Source organism: Sphingomonas sandaracina (genome assembly GCF_036663695.1).
Classification (GTDB): domain Bacteria; phylum Pseudomonadota; class Alphaproteobacteria; order Sphingomonadales; family Sphingomonadaceae; genus Sphingomonas.
In genome coordinates, this window is the sequence record NZ_JAXOJK010000002.1 from 805,454 (window position 1) to 826,226 (window position 20,773).

Consider the following 20,773-nt stretch of genomic DNA (forward strand, 5'->3'; position numbering starts at 1 on the left):
CGACTTTGACACTGTCGCAGCGTTGGGACGTCGGACGATACTATGGAGAACATGATGCAACGTGCGGGCAAGGGTTTGATCGGGGGGGCGTTGCTGGCGGCCGTGTCGGGGCTGGGGCTGGCGCTCTATTCGAGCCGTGTCGCGCGGTATGCGGAGGAACTGGTGCCGGCGGAGGGCCGCTTCCTCGATGTCGCGGGTGCGCGTCTGCATTATATCGACGTCGGGACCGGCCCGGCGATCGTCATGGTCCACGGGCTCGGCGGGCAGTTGCGCAACTTCAGCTATGCGCTCGTCGACCTGCTGAAGGACGACTACCGCGTGATCGTCGTCGACCGGCCGGGGTCGGGCTATTCGACTGCGACGGGTGCGATGCCGGGTATCATCGGGCAGGGTGCGATCATCGCCGACTTCATCCAGAAGCTCGGGCTCGATCGACCGCTGCTGGTGGGGCATTCGCTGGGCGGTGCGCTCAGCCTGGCGGTCGGGCTCGACCATCCGCATCTTGTCCGCGCGCTGGCCCTGATCGCGCCGCTGACGCAGCCGCTGGAACGGGTGCCGGAGAGCTTCCGTGGCCTCGCGCGGATACCCGCAGGCGCGCGACTGGCGTTCGCGCAGGTGCTCGGCACGCCACTGAGCCGTCTGACCGCGAAGAGGACGCTTGAAGGCGTGTTCGCGCCCGAGGCTGTGCCCGAGGATTTCGTGACGCGGGGCGGCGGCGCGCTGTCGGCGCGGCCGATCGCGATCGCGGCGGCCGCGGCGGATCTTGCCGGGGCGAATGATGACGTGGCGGCTATGGTCGGGCGGTATGCGGAGATCGGCGTGCCGGTGCGGATATTGTTCGGGCGGCAGGATGCGATTCTGGATCCGGCGTGGAATGGTCACCGGACGGCTGCGGTGATTCCGGGGGCGAAGATCGACACGATCGAGGGGGGGCACATGATCCCGATCACTGCGCCTGAGGCTTGTGCGCGGTTCGTGCGGGCGGCGTTTGCGGCTGGGTGAGTTATCTTGCTTAGACCAAGCAGCTTATCCACCCCGGCGAAGGCCGGGGCCCAATTGGAAAGGCCAGCGTAACTGAAGGCCGTGCTCCGTTAGCTACCGTCCCCAATTGGGCCCCGGCCTTCGCCGGGGTGGTGGCAGCTTAGTCAGCACAAAACATGACCGACCGAACGGCAGCTCTCGCTTCCTTGTTCTCCCGCGAAGGCGGGAGTCCAGGCTGGGCTCCCGCCTTCGCGGGAGAACAAGCTCGAGTTTGAGTGCCGGTCAGCCCGCGACGGGGAGCTTCACCTTGCCGGCTTCGTCGCGTTCCAGCGGGCCGTAGGACAGCACGACTTCCAACAACAACGGCCCGCCATAGATGTGCGGGAACAACTGTCCCCCACGCGACTCTTCCCACTTCACATCGTCGCCGAGCGCTTCGAGATCGATTGCCGCGACGTGCAGATCCGACTGACCGGCGAAGTGCTTGTCGACCGTCTCAGTCAACTGCTCCGCGGTCGAAAGGTGGATATAGCCATCAGCCAGATCCACCGGTGCCCCTGCAAAGCTCCCGCTCCCCAGGGTCGCCAGCTGCTCCCCCGTCAGCACCTTGTAGGCGATCGGATCGCGGCTCATTCGCCGTCCTCCGGGCCTGCGGCGGTATCCTCGCCGATCGTCGCGCCGGTGTCCGGAGCGACCTCTGGCACGGCGTCGGCCAGGTTGATCTCGGCGTCTTCCTCGGTTTCCTCGATCCGTGCGGCGGAGACGACGTGCTCGCCCTTCGCCACGTCGAACAGCTTCACGCCCGCCGAATTGCGGCTGATGACGCGCAGCGACGCGAGCGTCGTGCGGATCAGTTTGGCCTGGTTGGTCACCAGCATCAGCTGATGGCCCTTGGCCGCGGCGAAGCTTGCCACGACGGGGCCGTTGCGCGCGATGTTGTCGATGTTGGTGATGCCCTGGCCACCGCGGCCGGTGCGGCGGTAATCATAGGCGCTCGACAGCTTGCCATAGCCGTTCTCGCAGATCGTCAGAATGAACTGCTCGCGGTCCTTGAGATCGTTGTAGCGCTCGTCGCCCATGCCGTGATCGCCCTCGCGTTCGCCCTTCCACGGTGCGAACTTCAGGTAGGTCTCGCGCTCTTCGGGGGTCGCGCCGACGCGGTGCAGGACCGACAGCGAGATGACCTCGTCGTCGTTCTTCAGCGTGATGCCGCGCACGCCCGTCGAGGTGCGGCTCTGGAACTCGCGGACGTCGTCGCCGGCGAAGCGGATCGCCTTGCCGCACTTGGTCGCGAGCAGCACATCGTCATGCTCGCTGAGCAGCGCGACGCCGATCAGCTTGTCCTCAGACCCCTCCTCGAACCGCATCGCGATCTTGCCGTTCGACGGTACGTTGGTGAACGCGTCCATTGCGTTGCGACGCACGAGCCCGCGCTGCGTCGCGAACATCACGTGCAGGCGGCTCCACTCGCTCAGATCCTCCGGTAGCGGGAGCACGGTCGAAATAGTCTCGCCCGGCGCCAGCGGCAGCAGGTTGATCATCGGCCGACCGCGCGTCGCAGGACCACCCTCGGGCAAGCGCCAGACCTTGTAGCGATAGACCTTGCCGAGGTTCGAGAAGAACAGCACCGGGGTATGCGTCGAGGTGACGAACAGCTCGGTGACGACGTCCTCGTCCTTCGTCGACATGCCGGCGCGACCCTTGCCGCCACGCGCCTGTGCGCGGAACGTGTCGAGGCTAGTGCGCTTGATATAGCCCTGCATGGTCACGGTGACGACCATGTCCTCGCGCTCGATCAGGTCCTCGTCGTCGATGCCGTTGGCGGCAGCGGCGATCTCGGAGCGGCGCGGGGTGGCGAATTCGTCGCGGATCGCGATCAACTCGCCGCGCATAACTTCGTACAGCTTCGCACGGTCGCCGAGGATGTGGAGCAGCTCGCCGATCGTCGCGGCCAGCGCCTTCAGCTCGTCGCCGATCTCGTCGCGGCCGAGCAATGTGAGACGATGCAGGCGGAGATCGAGGATCGCGCGGACCTGCGGCTCTGACAGCTTGTAGATGCCGTCGGCCTGCTTGTCCTCGACCGCCTCGACCAGTGCGATGTACGGGGCGATCTCCTCGACCGGCCATTCGCGTGCGAGCAGCTTGCCGCGCGCTTCGGCCGGGCTCGACGAGCCGCGGATGATCTTGACGACTTCGTCGAGGTTGGTGACCGCGATGACGAGGCCGAGCAACAGATGCGCGCGCTCGCGTGCCTTGGCGAGTTCGAACTTAGACCGCCGCGTGATGACCTGCTCGCGGAAGGTGATGAACGCGCCGATGATGTCGCGCAGGTTGAGCAGCTCGGGGCGGCCGCCGCGGATCGCCAGCATGTTGGCGGGGAAGCTCGACTGCGCCGGCGTGTGCCGCCACAGCTGGTTGAGCACCACATCGGGGGTCGCGTCGCGCTTCAGGTCGATGACGATGCGCACGCCCATCCGGCTCGATTCGTCGCGAATGTCGCTGACGCCCTCGATGCGCTTGTCCTTGGCGGCTTCGGCGATCTTCTCGACCAGGCCGTTCTTGCCGGTCTGGAACGGGATTTCGGTGAGGACGATCGAGCGGCGGTCGCCCTTGCCCTCCTCGACGATATGCCGCGAGCGGACGATGATCGAGCCGCGGCCCGTCTCATAGGCCGACTTGGCGCCCGCACGGCCAAGGATGATCGCGCCGGTCGGGAAGTCGGGACCGGGGACGATCTCGAACAGTTCCTCGGTCGTGATCGCGCCATTGTCCATGTAGGCGAGGCACGCGGCGATGACTTCGCCGAGATTGTGCGGCGGGATGTTGGTCGCCATGCCGACCGCGATACCGCCTGCACCGTTGACCAGCAGGTTCGGGAAGCGCGCCGGCAACACCGAAGGCTCGCGCTCCGAGCCGTCATAGTTGGGCGTGAAGTCGACCGTATCCTTGTCGAGATCGCCGAGCAGCGCGTTCGCCACCTTGCCGAGACGCGCCTCGGTGTAGCGCATGGCTGCGGGCGGATCGGGATCCATCGAGCCGAAGTTGCCCTGGCCGTCGATCAGCGGCACACGCATCGACCAGTCCTGGGTCATGCGGGCCAACGCATCGTAGATCGAGCTGTCGCCGTGCGGATGGTATTTACCCATCACGTCACCGACGATGCGTGCGGACTTGCGGTAGGGCTTGCCGGCGACGAAGCCGCTTTCGTGCGCGCCGTACAGGATGCGGCGATGCACCGGCTTTAGGCCGTCGCGGACGTCGGGCAGCGCGCGCGCGACGATGACGCTCATCGCGTAATCGAGATAGCTCGACTTCATCTCGTCGACGATCGAGATCGTGGCGATGCCGGCGGGCTCGCCGCCCTGGGGTTCGGCGAGTATGGTCTCGTCGGTCAAATCTGAACGCTTTCGGCTTGTTGCGGTATGATGACACACCCTAGCCGAGGGGGGGGCACCTTACCACCCCCGCGCACGCGTACGCACGAGGGGGTGTGGCGGTTTCGTGGTTACTTGACGGGGGGTACTTGACCGGGGCTACTTGCAGGCGGCCTTGGTCTTGTTGCCGGCGAGTGAGCAATCATACGTGACGGTCTTGCCGTTGGCGAGCTTGGCGGAGACCATGCGGCCTTTCCTGACCGTGGTGGTGCGCTTGGCGACCTTGGTATGGCCCGTCGGCGTGGTGGTCTTGGTCGTGGTGGTGTGGGTCGCGACGGTCTTCGGCTGGACGGTGGCATGTGCCTGCGTCGCGGCGATCGCGGCGCCGCCGGACAGTAAAGCGCTGCCGGCGAGGATGGCGAGGGGGAGGGACTTCATCATGCGGGTATCCTCTCGTTTCGACCTTGGTGGACGATGGGAGGAAAGTGCGCCGGGCGACCTGACCGCGTGATGGCAGGCGGGTGAAATCCGCGTCATGGAGGGGCGTTGCTTCCTACCCCCTGCCTTTCAAGAAGGAAGGTCCCTTACTTCTTACCCCTCCCTGGAAGGGAGGGGCAGGGGGTGGGTCGGCTTCCGCATGGGCGAGCGGTGGTGGTCGACAACCGGCCGACCCACCCCCGACCCCTCCCTTCTAGGGAGGGGAGCAGTTAGGGCGTAATCTCGACGCCGTCCCAGGCGAACAGCTTGCCGCTGTCGGGTGCGCGCAGACCGTCGATGACGTCGAGCAACTGCACCGCCGCGCGGTCCGGCTTGAACAGGTTGCCTGGGGTGACGTTGCCCTGGAATGGCTTCGACAGGCCGGTGTCGACGGTGCCGGGATGCAGGCCGACGACGATCCCGCTCGAATTGCGACGCTTGTCTTCGATCGAGATCGTCTTCACCAACTGGTTCATCGCGGCCTTCGACGCGCGATAGCCGTACCAGCCGCCGAGCCTGTTATCGCCGATACTCCCGACCCGCGCCGAGAGCACCGCGAACACGATCCGTCCCGCCTTGGGCATCGTCGGCAGGAAGTGCTTCGCCACCAGCGCCGGCCCGATCGCGTTGATCGCGAAGTTGCGCGCCATCCAGACCGGATCGAGCTCGCGCATCGCCTTCTCTGGGCCCTTGTCGCCGTCGTGCAGCAAGCCGGTTGCGACGATCACCAGCGTCGGCGATCCGACGCGCGCAGCTGCCGCCGCGATGCTGGCCTCGTCCTCCAGGTCCAGATGCCGGTCGCCGCTATCCGACCTTGCAAACCCGTGGACGGTGTCGAACGCACCTTCCTCGATCAGCGCCTCTTCCAGCGCCTTGCCGATCCCGCCCGAGGCACCGATGACGACCGCGCTGCTCACTTGCGGACGAACCGGAACTGCGTGTCGCTGCTGCCCGTCGCGTCATAGGCATAGCCGTCGCTGTCGAACCCCTTGATGCCTTCGATATCGTCGACCCTGTGCTCGACCAGCCAGCGCGCCACCATCCCACGCGCCTTCTTGGCGTGGAAGCTGACGAACTTCTGCGCCTCGCCCTCGCGGAAATCGATCGCGACGACGCGGATCGCGGAGGGCAGCTTGCCGTCCGCCGCCGCCCAATATTCCTGGCTCGCAAGGTTGAGAATCGTCCCCGACCCCTCCGCCTCGACGTCGTCGGCGAGCAGCTTGGCGATCCTGTCCCCCCACCAGTCGGTCAGCTTCGTCTTCCGGGGCGCCCAGCGCGTGCCCATCTCCAGCCGGTACGGCCGCATGAGGTCGAGCGGCCGCAGCAGGCCGTACAGGCCCGACAGCATCCGTACATGATCCTGCGCGTAATCGACCGCCGCCTCGTCGAGCGTCTTTGCCTCGAGTCCGGTGTAGACGTCGCCGGCAAACGCGAACATCGCCGGCCGCTCGGGAAGCGTGTCGAAATCGCGGAACCGGTCGGCGTTCAGCTTCGCCAGCGCCGGCGAGATATGCATCAGCTCCGACAGCTTCTTCTGTGTCAGGTGCGCGGCGGCATGCGCCAGCGTCTGCGCTTCGTCGGCGAACCGCGGCACGGTCGGCTCGAGCTTCGGCAACGCACTTTCGTAATCGAGCGTCTTGGCGGGCGATAGGACAGCGATCATCGCTGCGATCTACCGCCGCGCGCCGTGTCGTTCAATCGGGGGTGTCGTTCAATCGGGGTGTCGTTCAATCGGGGGTCTCGTTCAATCGCGGTTCACGGGCGAAATTCCATGTCAGGGATCCAAGCCGCTTGCTTGAACGTATGCACGGCGGACCATATAGCGTCGGCGCGCGCCACCAATTCGTCAGGCCGGCCGACGCAGAGGGAGAGTTTCCGCATGAAGACCATTTCCAAGCTTGCACTGGTTGCGGCATTCGCCACTGGCGCCAGCAGCATGGCGCTTACCGCGCCCGCTTTCGCCAAGGACAAGAAGGCCGATGCGGCGCCAGCGATGAAGCTGAGCCCCGAGGTCCAGAAGCCCGGCGTCGCCGCGCAGACCGCGCTGGCTGCCAAGGATTTCGCCGGTGCGCAGACCGCGATCGACCAGATCGATGCAGCCGCCAAGACCGACTATGAGAAGTATATCGGCGCTGCGCTGCGCTATCAGCTCGAGAACGACAAGATCGTCGCGGCGCAGGCCGCCAACCCGAACGCGCCGGTCAACGAGACGACGCTCGCCAAGCCGCTCGATGCATTGATCAACAATGCGGCCACGCCGGCGGCGGATCGCGGCAAATACGCGTATCGTCGCGGCGCGCTCGCGTTCAACGGCAAGCAGTACCCGATCGCGCTCCAGTTCTTCGCGAAGGCCAAGGAACTCGGATACAATAATCCGGACCTCGGCTTGCAGATCGTCAAGGCGAAGATGGAAAGCGGCGACGTCACCGGTGCCACCGCCGATCTCGATGCCTCGATCACGCAGATGACTGCCGCGGGCCAGAAGGCACCGGAAGATTATTATCGGTACGCGATCGCCAAGTCCTATGCAGCCAAGCGCAATGCGGACACGATGGCGTGGCTGAAGAAGTGGGTCACCGCCTATCCGTCGGCCAAGAACTGGCGCGATACGCTGATCCTGGCGGGCATCCAGCAGAACGCGCTGATCACGCTGGACGAAGCGCAGAAGGTCGACATCTTCCGCCTGATGCGTGCGACCAATTCGCTCGCCGACCAGACCGACTATCTGCAATATGCCGACAGCGTGAACCGTCGTGGCCTGCCGAGTGAGGCACAGGCGGTGATCAAGGAAGGCACGGCGCAGGGCAAGATCCCCGCGGGTAATGCCATGGCGAAGTCGCTGCTGGCCGACGCGACCAAGAACATCGCTGCCGACGGTCCGCTCGCAGGTCTCGAAAAGCGTGCCGCCGCCGCTGCGAACGGCAAGCTCGCTGCCGGCACGGCCGATGCGTATCTCGGGCAGAACAACTATGCCAAGTCGGTCGAGCTGTATCGTCTGGCGCTGACCAAGGGCGGCGTCGATGCGGACGACGTCAACCTGCATCTGGGTATCGCGCTGGCGAAGTCGGGTGACAAGGCCGGTGCCGCCACCGCGTTCGCTGCCGTCAAGGCTGCGCCGAAGGCCGATGTCGCCGGTTTGTGGACGACTTGGCTGGCCGCTCCGGTCGCCTGAGGCGATCTGATCAGGCCTTAAGGATACGGGGTGGCAGCGATGCCGCCCCGTTTTCGTTTGAGGGAAGTTGGGTTGGCTTAAAGCGGTTTGAAAAGACGCTGGTCAGAGCACGGTGATTAGTCGCCGACGACTACCGGAATGCCCGATAGCGCCTTGGCGGTACGGATCGTCAGCGATGTTTTCACGCTCGCGACGTTCGGCGCCGGTGTCAGGTGGGTGGTCAGGATTTCCTGGAAGCTCTTCAGATCGGCAGCGACGATCTTCAGGATGAAGTCGATTTCGCCGTTCAGCATGTGGCATTCGCGGATTTCGGGAATGTCGGCGATGTGGTTCTCGAAGGCGGCGAGATCGTGTTCCGCCTGGCTGCGCAGCGACACCATCGCAAACACCGTGATCGGAAAGCCGAGGCGGCTCGCATCGAGATCGGCGTGATAGCCGCGGATCGCACCGGCTTCCTCGAGCGCACGGACGCGGCGCAGGCACGGCGGGGCGGTCAGCCCGACCTGGTCGGCCAGGTCGACGTTGGTCATCCGTCCGTCCGCCTGCAACAGCGACAGGATCTGCCGATCGATCCGGTCAAAACTCATTTCACGCAACTCCCGAACAACGTCGCAAACCAATTGGTTCGTTCCCCATAGCGATAAGATTGTTGCGGCGAAACGCAATTGTCCCACATTGCGACGAAGCTGCGCGACCCGGTAAATGCGCAGTTTCTTCGAAGAGTCGCGCGCGTTAAGGAATCGGAACGGTAGGCATGCTAGGCCTTTCGCTCCGGGAGACGATGTGCGGTTCGACGACAGCCTGAAGACGATCCTCTCTGCAGACATGGCCTCCGGATTTGGAGCGCAGTCGGCATGGCGGCAACTCGTCGACCTGATGGGCCGTGGTCGCATCGCTTGCGACGAACCGTCGATCGCCCGATTGCGGATGCTGCGGCCGGAAGTGCCTGTGACGGTGCGCGCGGCCAGCGCCCGCGCGCTCGCCTTCGCTGCGCCGGATGCGTTGCTGGTCGGGTTTTTCGCCGAAGACGCGCTGGCGATCGCCGCGCCGGTTTTGCGGACCGCGACGCTGGCGCCGGACGCATGGCTGGCGATCCTCCCTCGACTGACTCCCGCAGGACGCTCGGTCCTGCGGCACCGGCGCGATCTGCCGGACGCGGTCCAGCGTGGCTTGCAAAGCTTTGGCCCGATCGATTTCATCCTGCCGCGACCTGACGGTGTGTTCGACGCGGTAGCGGACGAGGAGCCGGCAGAAGCACCGCCCGAGCACGCTACCACCGACGTTGTGGCGCCGGTCGTTGCCGCCCCGGCCGATGTGAAGGCCGTCTCGGTCGAGCGTCCAATGCCGGCATCGCCGCTGCCGACGACACCTTTGAGCGAAACACCGTTCATCGCGCTGGGCGACGTCGCCCGTGGATTGCCGTTCATGGCGGAGGCGATGCGTCACGCCAAGCTTTCCGAGAGCACGCCGCCCGCTGACGACGCGGATTCCGCCGGCACGGATGTCGAGCGGTTCGAGATTTCCGACCTCGTCGCGCGGATCGAGGCGTTCAACAAGGATCGCTCCGTCGATGGTGAAAAGCCGGTGGCGGTGGCTGTCGAGACCGAGACGTTCCGCTACGAAACCGACGCGCATGGCGTGATACGCGTGATCGAGGGCGTCGCTCGCTCGGCATTGGTCGGCGTATCGCTCGGCTATGCGGCCCGACAAGGCGAGGTCCATCTCGACGGGATCGCGGCAGGCGCGTTCCGACGGCGATCGCGATTCAGCGACGCGCGGCTCGAGGTCGGCGGATTGTCCGATGCGTTCGGATCGTGGCGGCTGTCGGGCGTACCTGCGTTTGAGCATGCTTCCGGTCGGTTCATCGGGTTCCGCGGGACGGGGCGAAGGCCGCGACGCGACGAGACCGCCGAACCTACACGGACGTCGTCGCCGGTATCCGATTCGTTGCGCCAGCTCGTCCACGAACTGCGGACGCCGACCAACGCGATCGCGGGGTTCGCCGAACTGATCGAGACCCAGTTGCTCGGCCCCGTCTCGCCGACCTATCGCGACCGGGCGACCGCAATCCGCACGCAGGCGGGCGATCTGCTCGCGGCGATCGACGATCTCGATACTGCGGCACGGATCGAAGGTCGTGCGTTGGATCTGCGGCCAAGCGCGGTACCGGTCCTGCCGTTGCTCGACCGCGTCGTCGCCGATCTGAAGCCGCTGGCCACGTTGCGCGGCACCGGCGTGGCGATCGTCGCGCCCGTCGGCGACTGCATCATCCTGGGCGACGATCGCGCGGTCGAACGGCTCATTGAGCGCCTGATGGCCGCATTGGTGTCGGCGGGGCGGCCCGACGAGCGGCTCGGCATCGTCGTTCGACCAGTCGGCGAAACGGTGACGATCGCGTTCGACCGGCCTGCCGCGCTGGCCGCACATGCGACCGACGTCCTGCTGAGCATCGATGCCGAGCAGGAAAGCGACGGCGAGGGCGCGCCGTTGCTCGGGACGGGCTTTGCCCTGCGGCTGGCGCAGAACCTGGCGGTCGAGCTGGGTGGAGCGCTGACGATCGGGATGGACAGCCTCACGCTGCAACTGCCGGCGTTCGAGGCGCATACCGGCGACGAAGCAAGCGACCGCATGGCCGACGAGCAACGGTGATTTCGGATCGCGCGTTTCGCCCGCCGCGGCCGACGAACGCGCAACGCATAGCCTGGCCGGACGCGTTCGGTACACGCTTCACGGTCATGGTCGATGTCGAGGAAGAGTTCGATTGGGACGCGCCGTTCGATGCTCGCAATCGTGCGACCACGGCGATGACGGCCTTCCCCGAGGCGCATCGCCGGTTTGCCGAGCGCGGCGTCGGCCTGACCTGCATGGTGGACCACCCAATCGTCACCGATCCGCGGGCGGTGGCGATCCTCACGCGTGTCGTGGAAGACGGTCGGTCGGCGATCGGTTCGCAGCTTCACCCTTGGGTCAATCCACCATTCCAGGACGGTGCTGGCGAAACATCGACTTTTGCCGGCAATCTGCCAGCGGCGGTCGAGGCGGCGAAACTCGAAACGTTGACCAGGGATATCGCTGCGGCGTTCGGCGTTCGGCCACGCGTCTATCGGGCAGGGCGCTACGGCATCGGCCCGCGCAGTTTCGACCTGCTGGAGGCATTGGGGTACCGGATCGATAGTTCGGTGCGGCCGGGATATGATTATCGCCCCAAGGGTGGCCCCGATTTCGGCATGGCGGACGCGCATGCGTACCGCGCCGGGGGCATCGTCGAACTGCCTTTGACGACGGTCTTTACCGGTCATGCACGGCGAGGCGGCGCGCGCCTGTATCGTGCGCTGGGCGGCATTCCGAAGGGCCTGGGGCTGTTCGCCCGTACCGGCCTGTTGTCGCGGATCGCGCTGACGCCGGAGGACATGCCGATCGATGCCGCGCTCGAAGCGGTCGCGGTCGCCTTGGGCGAGGGGGTACGATTGCTCAATCTGTCGTTTCACTCGCCGTCGCTCGTGCCCGGCCATACGCCCTACGTCCGGGATGCCGCCGGCCTGAAGCGGTTCCACGCGTGGTGGACGACGATGCTCGACGAGTTCGACCGCCGCGGCATCCGCAACGCCTCGCTCGACGAGATCCTGACGGCGCTGGGCTAGCTAGGCGCTGGCTGGACCTTGTTAGACTTGGCAGGCGGGCAGGCGATTTCGGTCGATTCTGCACGCCGCATCTCCAACGTACTCCCCTCCCTGGAAGGGAGGGGCAGGGGGTGGGTTGGTTTCCGCATATTCGACCGCCTGAGGCCCAAGCTGGCCGACCCACCCCGACCCCTCCCTTTCAGGGAGGGGAGACCGCCGGGAGTTTGGGCTTCGCTAGAGTGCTCGACCTAGCGTGGTCATAGCTGAACGCTCAAAACCAAAAAGGGCGGCCCGTTGCCGGACCGCCCCTTCGATACGCAATACTGAAAGCGAGATTAGCGCTTCGAGAACTGGAAGCTACGACGGGCCTTCGCCTTGCCGTACTTCTTGCGCTCGACGACGCGGCTGTCGCGGGTCAGGAAGCCTGCTGCCTTGACCGTAGCGCGCAGCACCGGCTCGAAGCGGGTCAGTGCCTGGCTGATGCCGTGCTTGACTGCGCCGGCCTGGCCCGAAAGGCCACCACCCTTGACGGTGCAGACGACGTCGTACTGACCTTCGCGCTCGGTGATGCCGAACACCTGGTTGATGACGAGACGCAGCGTCGGACGTGCGAAATACACTTCCTGGTCACGACCGTTGATCGTGATCTTGCCGGTGCCGGGCTTGACCCAGACGCGTGCGACGGCGTCCTTACGACGGCCGGTCGCGTAGGCGCGGCCCTGCTTGTCGAGGATCTGCTCGCGCAGCGGCATCGGCTCGCGGACCGGCTCGTTCGAAACCGGTGCGGCGAGATCGCCTTCGCTGGTCGGCAGGGCCTGCTCGGCGGGGGCAGCCGGCGCGGGCTGGTTGGTCAGGCTCGCGAGATCGGCGAGCGACTGGCGGTTGTCGGACATTATGCGCCCACCTTGTTCTTGCGGTTCATGCTGCCGATGTCGAGCACGGCAGGGTTCTGTGCCTCGTGCGGATGCTCGGTGCCCTTGAAGATACGCAGGTTGCGCATCTGCTCACGACCCAGCGGGCCGCGCGGGATCATGCGCTCGACAGCCTTTTCGAGAACGCGCTCCGGGAAGCGGCCGTCGAGGACCTTGGCGGCAGTGATGCCCTTGATGCCGCCGGCGTAACCGGTGTGCTTGTAATAGATCTTCTTCGCGGCCTTGTTGCCGGTGAAGCGGATCTTGTCGGCGTTGATCACGACGACGTTGTCACCGCAATCGACATGCGGGGTGAACGTCACCTTGTGCTTGCCGCGCAGGACGTTGGCGATGATCGATGCGGCACGACCGACGACGAGACCTTCCGCGTCGACGATATGCCACTGCTTGTCCACCTCTGCCGGCTTCACCGACTTGGTGGTCTTCATGAGCGCCTTCATGGGCGTTAGACCTTCCAGATTGAATGCAAGCGCACCAAGGGAAGGATCCCGCAGCGCGAATGCCGGCCTAATGCTGAAAGGGGCCCTTCAAGTCAAGCTTTCCGCCGGTTTCCTGACGGGTATTATTATACCCGCTGCTTTAGGCGGGGTCCCCTGCGCGGTGACGTGCCGACCGCGTGCGCGGCGAACATAGCAGCGATCAGGAGCAGTGCGGCGTTGCCCTGGTGCGCGACCGCGACGTCGATCTGCACGCCGGTCATCAGCGTCGCGATGCCGAGCATGATCTGGAGCGTGACGAGCCCGACGACGAAGAACCCAGCGCTGCTGCCGGTCTTGGTCGCCTTGACCGCTAGCCAGATGAGGCCGGCGGCGGCGGCGAAGGCGAACCAGCGGTGGATGAACTGCACGACGATCGGGTTGTCGACCGCGTTGCTCCAGGCCGGGTTTACCATTGGGACGTCGGCGGGGAACAGGCCGTCGCCCATCAGCGGCCAGCTCGCAAACGCATAGCCTGCGTCGAGCCCTGCGGTGAACGCGCCATAGACGAGCTGCACGAACAGCAGCGCCAGCGCGAGGATCGCGACTGGAGCAAGCCGGGCAGGGGCTGAAAGCGGGTTGCGGTGCAGCGCCATCAGGTCGAGCGCGGTCCAGACTATCCCGGCAAGGATCGTCAGCGCCGTCAACAGGTGAACGGCCAGGCGGATGTGGCTGACGTCGGTCCGCACCGACAGGCCCGAGGCGACCATCCACCAGCCGATCGCCCCCTGGAACGCACCGAGCGCGAGCAACGCCGACAAGCGCCAGCCATAGCCGACCGGGATCCGCTTGCGTACCGCAAACCAGATCAGCGGCGCCGCGAAGGCGAGCCCGATCAGCCGACCCCAGAGGCGGTGGAGATATTCCCAGAAGAAGATCGCCTTGAACCCGCCGAGCGTCATGTCGGCGTTGAATGCGGCATATTCGGGGATGCGCTTGTAGGCGGCGAACTCGGCCTGCCACTGCGCGTCGTTGAGCGGCGGGATGATCCCGCTGATCGGCTTCCACTGCGTGATCGACAGCCCCGACTCGGTCAGCCGGGTGATGCCGCCGATTACGACCATCGCGACGATCAGCGCCGCCACCGTATACAGCCACAGGGCGACCGCACGGGGACGGGCTTTGGTGAGAAAGGCGGCGCTGGGTTGAAGCATGGTGAGGAGATAGTGGTTTGCGAGGCGGGACGCCATCGCTTCGTAACGCGCCGTTGCTTCATGTTGCTGGGGATGCCGCAGGCGGGGGCATGGCGTTAAACTATCTCTCCGTCATCCTGACGAAAGTCAGGACCCAGAGCTACGCATGCGGCAACTCGAGGCTCTGGGGTCTGACTTTCGTCAGGATGACGGCAGTGAGGCAGGGATGATCCGCGCAATTACCAAGTTTCCCGCAAGAAAATCAGTGATGTAATGTTGTATCTTGTCAGTATGCCTTTTATATCCGACGGACGATGACGCCCTCGGCCACGCATACCCACCGTTTTGCCGGTCTCGATCGCTACGCGATCGGACTATCGGGGCTGTGCATGGTGCATTGCCTGGCGACGTCGGTGCTGGTCGCGTTGATGTCGACCGCGAGCGGGTTCCTGCTCGATCCGATCTTCCACGAAGTCGGCCTGACGATCGCGATCGCTCTCGGTGCGCTCGCACTCGGCCGCGGCGTGCTCAACCACGGCTATATGATGCCCGCCGCGATGGGCGCGCTCGGGCTCGGCATCATGGCGGGCGCGATGACGCTGCCACACGACAGTGGTGGTGGCGAGACCTTGTGGACGATCGTCGGCGTCGGCCTGCTCGCATTCGGCCACGATCTCAACCGGCGGGCGGACAGCTGAGCGGGTTGCTGGAACCCATCCGGCATCCTACTTCATCCAGCATGGCGCACGCTCACAATCACACCGAACCGCAAGGCGCCGATCTCACCGTCGCAGCGCAGACGACGCTCGAAAAGGCCGGAGAGCAATGGACGGCGATGCGCGCCAGCGTGTTCGCCGCACTCGCAAGCTTCGACAAGCCCGCGTCGGCCTATGACATCGCCGAGGCCGTCTCGAAATCCGAGGGCCGGCGGGTCGCCGCGAACAGCGTGTACCGCATCCTCGACCTGTTCGTCGGCGCGAACCTCGCGCGGCGAGTCGAGAGCGCCAATGCGTACGTCGCGAACGCGCATCCGGATTGTCTCCACGACTGTATCTTCCTGGTCTGCGATTCGTGCGGCCAGACCACGCATCTCGATAACGACACGATCACCAAGGGCGTTCGCAACGCGGCCGAGGCTGCGGGCTTTTTGCCGGTCCGCCCGGTCATCGAAGTCCGCGGTCGCTGCGCGGAGTGCGAGGCGAAGTAGGGTTTAGTCTCGCACGCTCAACTTCGCGATGAGCCGTCCCTCCCTGGAAGGGAGGGGTAGGGGTGGGTCGGTTGGTTTTGGCTAGCACCGCCTGATACGGAAACCGACCCACCCCCAGCCCCTCTCTTCCAGGGAAGGGAGACCGTTGTATTCCTGGCGCGGTTTTACCCCAGATCCTTCCCCATCCGGATCATCGGCACCGGGACCGCACCCGGCGTCTGGATCCGCTCGATCGGCAGATATCCGCTCGCCCGGTACAGCGGTTCCCCCGCCAGCGTCGCCATCATCTCCGCGCGCATGAAACCCGCCTCCCGCGCCGCCGCTTCGCAAACCGACAACACTAGCCGCCCGACACCCCGCCGCGTGAAATCCGGATGGGTATACATCGCGCGTATCCGCGCCGCGTCGCGCGCCGGATCCAGTAGCGCCGCATCGCGCAACGCCGTGCTGTGATCGCCGCCATACAGCGTGGCGCGCCGACTCCAGCCGCCACACCCCGCCAGCCGACCTTCGGCCTCGACCAGCAGATACGTCCCGTCCGCGATCAACTGCGTATCGAGCCCCATGACCGCGCGGCTCGCCTCGACCTGTGCCGGGGTAAGGAAGTCCCCCTGCAATGCGCCGATCGCGCGTGCCATCAGCGTCGATATCGCCGGAATATCCGCTGCCACGGCAATACGGTGCGTAAAGTCCATAATCGTGCACTTCCCGAGTGATTTCAGCGCGAATGCTACGTCAAGACACGGTAACAATCGACACGATACGCGTGCTGCATTAAGCCGGTGCGATGGCCGACCTTCCCTCGACACCGCTGCTCGACACCGTTTCGACGCCCGACGACCTCCGCAAGCTGCGCCCGGATCAGCTCCGCCAACTTGCCGACGAACTGCGTACCGAGACGATTTCCGCGGTCGGCACCACCGGCGGGCATCTCGGCTCCGGCCTAGGCGTGGTCGAACTGACGACGGCGATCCACTATGTGTTCGACACCCCGCGCGACCGGCTGGTGTGGGACGTCGGCCACCAATGTTATCCGCACAAGATCCTGACCGGTCGCCGCGATCGGATCCGGACGCTGCGGCAGGGCGGCGGGCTCAGCGGCTTCACCAAGCGCAGCGAGAGCGAATACGACCCGTTCGGCGCGGCGCATTCCTCGACCTCGATCTCCGCGGCACTGGGTTTCGCAGTCGCCAACAAGATCGCCGGGACGCCCGGCAAGGGCATTGCGGTCATCGGCGACGGCGCGATGTCGGCAGGCATGGCGTACGAGGCGATGAACAACGCCGAGCAGGCGGGCAACCGTCTGGTCGTGATCCTCAACGACAACGACATGTCGATCGCGCCACCGGTCGGCGGACTGTCGGCCTATCTGTCGCGGATGGTATCGAGTCGCGAGTTCCTAGGCATGCGCGAGCTCGCCAAGAAGCTTGCGCGGCGCCTGCCGCGTCCGTTCCACAACGCCGCACGGAAAACCGATGAATTCGCCCGCGGCATGACGATGGGCGGCACGCTGTTCGAGGAGCTCGGCTTCTATTATGTCGGCCCGATTGACGGCCATAACCTCGAACACCTGATCCCGGTGCTCGAGAATGTCCGCGACGCGGAAGAGGGCCCGATCCTCGTCCATGTCGTCACCAAGAAGGGCAAGGGCTACGCGCCTGCCGAGGCCGCGGCGGACAAATATCACGGCGTGCAGAAGTTCGACGTGATCTCGGGCGTGCAGACCAAGGCGCCGCCCGGGCCGCCGCAATATCAGAACGTGTTCGGCGCGCAGCTCGTCGCCGAGGCCGCCAAGGACCCGCGAATCTGCGCGATCACTGCGGCGATGCCGTCGGGCACCGGGCTCGACGCGTTCGCCAAGGCGTATCCCGACCGGTTCTTCGACGTCGGTATCGCCGAACAGCACGGCGTTACCTTCGCCGCCGGCCTCGCCGCGCAGGGGATGCGCCCGTTCTGCGCGATCTACTCGACGTTCCTCCAGCGCGCGTACGATCAGGTCGTGCACGACGTCGCGATCCAGAACCTGCCGGTCCGCTTCGCGATCGACCGCGCGGGCCTGGTCGGCGCGGATGGTGCGACGCATGCCGGATCGTTCGACGTCACGTATCTGGCGACGCTCCCGAACTTCGTCGTGATGGCGGCGGCGGACGAGGCCGAGTTGGTTCACATGACGCACACCGCGGCGCAGTACGACACCGGCCCGATCGCGGTCCGCTATCCGCGCGGCAACGGCACCGGCGTTGCGTTGCCCGAGATCCCGCAGCTGCTCGAAATCGGCAAGGGCCGCATCGTGCGCGACGGCAAGACGGTCGCGATCCTGTCGCTCGGCACGCGCCTCGAGGAAGCGCTCAAGGCTGCCGAGGTGCTCGAAGCTAAGGGCTTGTCGACTACGGTCGCCGATCTCCGCTTTGCCAAGCCGCTCGACGTCGACCTGATCCGCAAGCTGCTGACCACGCACGAGGTCGCGGTGACGATCGAGGAGAATTCGGTCGGCGGCTTCGGCGCGCACGTGCTGACGATGGCGTCGGACGAAGGCCTGATCGACGGCGGGCTCAAGCTCCGTACGCTGCGCCTGCCCGACGTCTACCAGGACCAGGACAAGCCGGAAGTCCAGTATGCCGAGGCAGGCCTCGATGCGACCGCCTTGGTCGACACCGTGCTGAAGGCGCTCCGGCACAATTCGGGCGGGGTCGCCGAAGCGCGCGCATGACCGGGCCGACCAAGGGCATCGTGATCATCGCGCTCGCGGTGATCGTGATGGTGTCGCTCAACATCGCGATGTGGCGGCGTATGCGGGGCGGCTTGGCGGCGGCCAAGGCCGAGCAGACGGCTCACCCCGAACGCTTCGATGAGGGCGGTTCGCGGATTTCTTAGGCGCCACCCCGGCGAAGGCCGGGGCCCAATTGGGAAACGTTGGTAACGGAGCGCGGTCCCTCGTTACTGCGACCTTACCAATTGGGCCCCGGCCTTCGCCGGGGTGGTGTATCGTTAGGTAGGCGGTCACCCACCCAGATAATGCGTCTGCGCGGCATCCGTCGCGCTCACCGCGAGGATCGAGCGCGCCGTGCTCGGCGGCAGGGCCTGCCCCCGGCCATTGCCACTCGCCGCGATGACGCGCTCGAGCAGATCCTGCCCCTCGCGCCACCAGCCGATGCCGCTCGCCGCATTCAGGTGACCCTGCGGCCCGGCATCGACGAAGTGGCTGCCCCAGTCCGCCGCCATGCTGTGCGCCCGGTCCGGCGTGACCCAGGGGTCGTCGCTGCTCGCCACGACGATCGACGGGAAGGGCAGTGGCGTATGCGGCGTCGGCGAGAAGCCCTTCAGTTCGGCCTGCGCACCGCCACGATCGACGTCTGCAGGCGCGACCAGCAACGCGCCGGCGACCGGCCAGCCGTAAGGTTGCGGGCTGAGTTCGGCCCACCACGCCACCGCCAGGCAACCGAGGCTGTGCGCGGCGAGGATCACCGGCGCGTTCGCCCGGCGGATCGCCTCGTCGAGCCGCGTCACCCAGGCATTACGATGCGGCGTATGCCACATGCCGAGTTCGACGCGGACCGTGTCGGGCCGCGCCTCCTCCCACAAAGTCTGCCAATGCGAAGGGCCGGAACCACCGAGACCCGGCACGGTCAGGATGGTCGGCTGAACGGAATCATACGGTGCGAAACTACCCACAGCGCTTCTCCTTCTCCGGACCCCGTTCTTCGGGGTGGGGAGCGTGGCCGAACGACGCTCTAGGGGACGCAGTGCGGCCACACTCTCCGACGACAAAGGTAATCCTACCGGTTGGGTGGGCAATGACATTGCGGCGAAAGGAAGGCAGCTTGCGGTAGTCGGGCGGGGCGGCGATACGCGCACTCATGGCGAAATTAAGGGCAGACCAGATGCTGGTCGACAGAGGGTTGGTCGAGTCGAGGACGCGCGCGCAGGCGCTGATCATGGCCGGGCTCGTGTTCGCCGGCACGAAGAAGGTCGACAAGCCGGGCCAGACGCTCCCCGACGACGTACTGCTCGACGTACGCGGGCGCGATCACCCCTGGGTCTCGCGGGGCGGAATCAAGCTCGCGCATGGCCTGACGCAGTTCGGCTGGGACGTGGGCGGCGCGGTCGCGATCGACGTCGGCTCCTCGACCGGCGGTTTCACCGACGTGCTGCTGAAGAACGGTGCGACGAAGGTGTACGCGGTCGACAGCGGTACCAATCAGCTCGCCTGGTCGCTGCGCCAGGACGATCGCGTCATCGTCCACGAACAGACCAGCGCACGTATCCTCACGGCAGCGCACATTCCCGAACCGGTCGACCTGATCGTCTGCGATGCGAGCTTTATCGGACTGGCCAAGGTGCTGGAGCGACCGATGAGCTTCGCCAAACCCGACGCCAGGCTGATGGCGCTGGTGAAGCCGCAGTTCGAGGCGGGGCGCGAGGAAGTCGGGAAGGGCGGCGTCGTGCGCGATCCCGCCATCCACCAGCGGGTATGCGACTCGGTCGCGGCGTGGCTGACGGGGCAGGGCTGGCACGTCGCAGGGGTGGTCGAGAGCCCGATCACCGGCCCCGAAGGCAATGTGGAGTTCTTGATTGCCGCTCTGCATGGCGAGCGTCCGGCTTTAAATATGCCAGCATCGGGCGGGCCTTCTGATCCTCAAACGCCTCCGTCATCCTGACGAAAGTCAGGACCCAGAGCCACACAGCGCGCGCTTGGTATCCTGGGTCCTGACTTTCGTCAGGATGACGGAGACGGGGGGGTAGCGTGCCGGAATGAACCACTAGCGGAACGATTCGCCTCCGATCACGGTTTACCGATCGCAAAATGCGCGCCAGGACGAGCCCGCGTAGAGACGGAAGGACGTGTGTGGGCGGTATCGCTTCGAAGGGCCAGTTGAGGATGTCGTTCCTCCGCTGGGCGGTCGTGACCGTCCCCCTGATCCTGCTGCTGGGTTTCGTCTCCGGCCGTTCGGTCAGCGTCGGTAGCGAAAATGCGTGGTACATGGCGCTCGCCAAGCCTGCGCTGAACCCGCCGGGCTGGGTATTCCCGGTCGTGTGGACGACGCTCTATATCCTGATCGGCCTCGCGCTCGCGATGATCCTGAACGCCCGCGGTGCACGGCTTCGCGGGCTCGCCGTCGCGCTGTTCGTCGGCCAGTTCGCCTTCAACCTCGCCTGGACGCCGATGTTCTTCGGCGCGCACCGGATCGGCGCATCGGTATTGGTGATCGTCGCGATGCTGGCGCTGTCGATCGCCGCGACCTTCGTTTTCGCGCGGATCCGGCCTGCCGCGGCGTGGCTGATGGTGCCGTACATGGTCTGGATCAGCTTTGCCGGGGTGCTCGCGTTCAGCATCGGGCAACTGAACCCCGACGCCGAAACACTTGCACCTGCCGGCCATACGTCCCAAATGCTGTGACGC

21 protein-coding genes are annotated in these 20,773 nt (G+C 65.8%); 10 read left to right on the forward strand and 11 right to left on the reverse strand.

Translation table 11 applies throughout. The annotated features are described in order from the left end of the window. Positions 1–51 precede the first annotated feature (51 nt). Positions 52–1,002: an alpha/beta fold hydrolase gene (locus U1707_RS09015; protein ID WP_332799727.1), complete on the forward strand. Its 951-nt coding sequence runs from the start codon at positions 52–54 to the stop codon at positions 1,000–1,002. Positions 1,003–1,263: 261 nt separating this feature from the next. On the opposite strand, the gene U1707_RS09020 is transcribed toward U1707_RS09015, so the two are convergent. The 5 genes from U1707_RS09020 to yaaA form a co-directional block, all read right to left on the reverse strand. Further along, positions 1,264–1,614 carry a DUF952 domain-containing protein gene (locus U1707_RS09020; protein WP_332799728.1) on the reverse strand — a complete coding sequence of 117 codons (351 nt, stop codon included), beginning with the start codon at positions 1,612–1,614 and terminating at the stop codon, positions 1,264–1,266. Next, complete coding sequence (gene gyrA, locus U1707_RS09025; protein WP_332799729.1) at positions 1,611–4,376, reverse strand: DNA gyrase subunit A; 2,766 nt, start codon at positions 4,374–4,376, stop codon at positions 1,611–1,613. Before gyrA ends, U1707_RS09020 begins: the two co-directional genes overlap by 4 nt. A gap of 138 nt (positions 4,377–4,514) precedes the next feature. Then, complete coding sequence (locus U1707_RS09030; RefSeq protein WP_332799730.1) at positions 4,515–4,796, reverse strand: hypothetical protein; 282 nt, start codon at positions 4,794–4,796, stop codon at positions 4,515–4,517. A 266-nt stretch (positions 4,797–5,062) separates the two neighbouring features. Continuing rightward, positions 5,063–5,749 carry an SDR family NAD(P)-dependent oxidoreductase gene (locus tag U1707_RS09035; RefSeq protein WP_332799731.1) on the reverse strand — a complete coding sequence of 229 codons (687 nt, stop codon included), beginning with the start codon at positions 5,747–5,749 and terminating at the stop codon, positions 5,063–5,065. After that, a complete protein-coding gene (gene yaaA, locus U1707_RS09040; protein WP_332799732.1) occupies positions 5,746–6,495 on the reverse strand; it encodes a peroxide stress protein YaaA in 750 nt (249 codons plus the stop codon). Before yaaA ends, U1707_RS09035 begins: the two co-directional genes overlap by 4 nt. A gap of 216 nt (positions 6,496–6,711) precedes the next feature. Here yaaA and U1707_RS09045 point away from each other — a divergent pair, with 216 nt between their 5' ends. Further along, positions 6,712–8,004, forward strand: a complete 1,293-nt coding sequence (locus tag U1707_RS09045; protein WP_332799733.1) for a hypothetical protein — start codon at positions 6,712–6,714, stop codon at positions 8,002–8,004. A gap of 116 nt (positions 8,005–8,120) precedes the next feature. On the opposite strand, the gene U1707_RS09050 is transcribed toward U1707_RS09045, so the two are convergent. Next, complete coding sequence (locus U1707_RS09050; protein WP_056047776.1) at positions 8,121–8,591, reverse strand: Lrp/AsnC family transcriptional regulator; 471 nt, start codon at positions 8,589–8,591, stop codon at positions 8,121–8,123. A 196-nt stretch (positions 8,592–8,787) separates the two neighbouring features. Between U1707_RS09050 and U1707_RS09055 the strand changes: the two genes are divergently transcribed. Together U1707_RS09055 and U1707_RS09060 are read left to right on the forward strand one after the other, a co-directional pair. After that, complete coding sequence (locus U1707_RS09055) at positions 8,788–10,653, forward strand: sensor histidine kinase (RefSeq protein ID WP_332799734.1); 1,866 nt, start codon at positions 8,788–8,790, stop codon at positions 10,651–10,653. Then, positions 10,650–11,645 (forward strand): polysaccharide deacetylase family protein, encoded by a 996-nt coding sequence (locus U1707_RS09060; protein WP_332799735.1) that lies wholly within the window; start codon positions 10,650–10,652, stop codon positions 11,643–11,645. Before U1707_RS09055 ends, U1707_RS09060 begins: the two co-directional genes overlap by 4 nt. Before the next feature lie 314 nt (positions 11,646–11,959). Here U1707_RS09060 and rpsI read toward each other — a convergent pair whose 3' ends face one another. The 3 genes from rpsI to U1707_RS09075 form a co-directional block, all read right to left on the reverse strand. After that, on the reverse strand, positions 11,960–12,517 hold the full coding sequence (rpsI, locus tag U1707_RS09065; RefSeq protein WP_332799736.1) for a 30S ribosomal protein S9: 558 nt from the start codon (positions 12,515–12,517) through the stop codon (positions 11,960–11,962). Then, complete coding sequence (gene rplM / locus U1707_RS09070) at positions 12,517–12,996, reverse strand: 50S ribosomal protein L13 (protein ID WP_332799737.1); 480 nt, start codon at positions 12,994–12,996, stop codon at positions 12,517–12,519. Before rplM ends, rpsI begins: the two co-directional genes overlap by 1 nt. A gap of 125 nt (positions 12,997–13,121) precedes the next feature. Further along, a complete protein-coding gene (locus U1707_RS09075; RefSeq protein WP_332799738.1) occupies positions 13,122–14,186 on the reverse strand; it encodes a COX15/CtaA family protein in 1,065 nt (354 codons plus the stop codon). Positions 14,187–14,479: 293 nt separating this feature from the next. Between U1707_RS09075 and U1707_RS09080 the strand changes: the two genes are divergently transcribed. Both U1707_RS09080 and U1707_RS09085 read left to right on the forward strand, forming a co-directional pair. Further along, positions 14,480–14,863: a MerC domain-containing protein gene (locus tag U1707_RS09080; RefSeq protein WP_332799739.1), complete on the forward strand. Its 384-nt coding sequence runs from the start codon at positions 14,480–14,482 to the stop codon at positions 14,861–14,863. A 41-nt stretch (positions 14,864–14,904) separates the two neighbouring features. Continuing rightward, a complete protein-coding gene (locus U1707_RS09085) occupies positions 14,905–15,372 on the forward strand; it encodes a Fur family transcriptional regulator (RefSeq protein WP_332799740.1) in 468 nt (155 codons plus the stop codon). 164 nt (positions 15,373–15,536) lie between these two features. Here the strand turns inward: U1707_RS09085 and U1707_RS09090 are convergent, their stop codons facing one another. Beyond that, positions 15,537–16,070, reverse strand: coding sequence for a GNAT family N-acetyltransferase (locus U1707_RS09090; RefSeq protein WP_443025680.1), 534 nt, complete (start codon positions 16,068–16,070; stop codon positions 15,537–15,539). Between the two features lie 89 nt (positions 16,071–16,159). On the opposite strand from U1707_RS09090, the gene dxs reads away from it, so the two are divergent. Next, positions 16,160–18,082 carry a 1-deoxy-D-xylulose-5-phosphate synthase gene (gene dxs / locus U1707_RS09095; protein ID WP_332799742.1) on the forward strand — a complete coding sequence of 641 codons (1,923 nt, stop codon included), beginning with the start codon at positions 16,160–16,162 and terminating at the stop codon, positions 18,080–18,082. Then, positions 18,079–18,246 carry a hypothetical protein gene (locus U1707_RS09100; protein ID WP_332799743.1) on the forward strand — a complete coding sequence of 56 codons (168 nt, stop codon included), beginning with the start codon at positions 18,079–18,081 and terminating at the stop codon, positions 18,244–18,246. The genes dxs and U1707_RS09100 overlap by 4 nt, the downstream gene beginning before the upstream one ends. A gap of 126 nt (positions 18,247–18,372) precedes the next feature. Here U1707_RS09100 and U1707_RS09105 read toward each other — a convergent pair whose 3' ends face one another. Continuing rightward, positions 18,373–19,044, reverse strand: coding sequence for an RBBP9/YdeN family alpha/beta hydrolase (locus U1707_RS09105; RefSeq protein WP_332799744.1), 672 nt, complete (start codon positions 19,042–19,044; stop codon positions 18,373–18,375). A 185-nt stretch (positions 19,045–19,229) separates the two neighbouring features. On the opposite strand from U1707_RS09105, the gene U1707_RS09110 reads away from it, so the two are divergent. Further along, positions 19,230–20,030: a TlyA family RNA methyltransferase gene (locus tag U1707_RS09110; RefSeq protein ID WP_332799745.1), complete on the forward strand. Its 801-nt coding sequence runs from the start codon at positions 19,230–19,232 to the stop codon at positions 20,028–20,030. Positions 20,031–20,251: 221 nt separating this feature from the next. Beyond that, positions 20,252–20,770: a TspO/MBR family protein gene (locus U1707_RS09115; protein WP_332799806.1), complete on the forward strand. Its 519-nt coding sequence runs from the start codon at positions 20,252–20,254 to the stop codon at positions 20,768–20,770. Positions 20,771–20,773 lie beyond the last annotated feature (3 nt).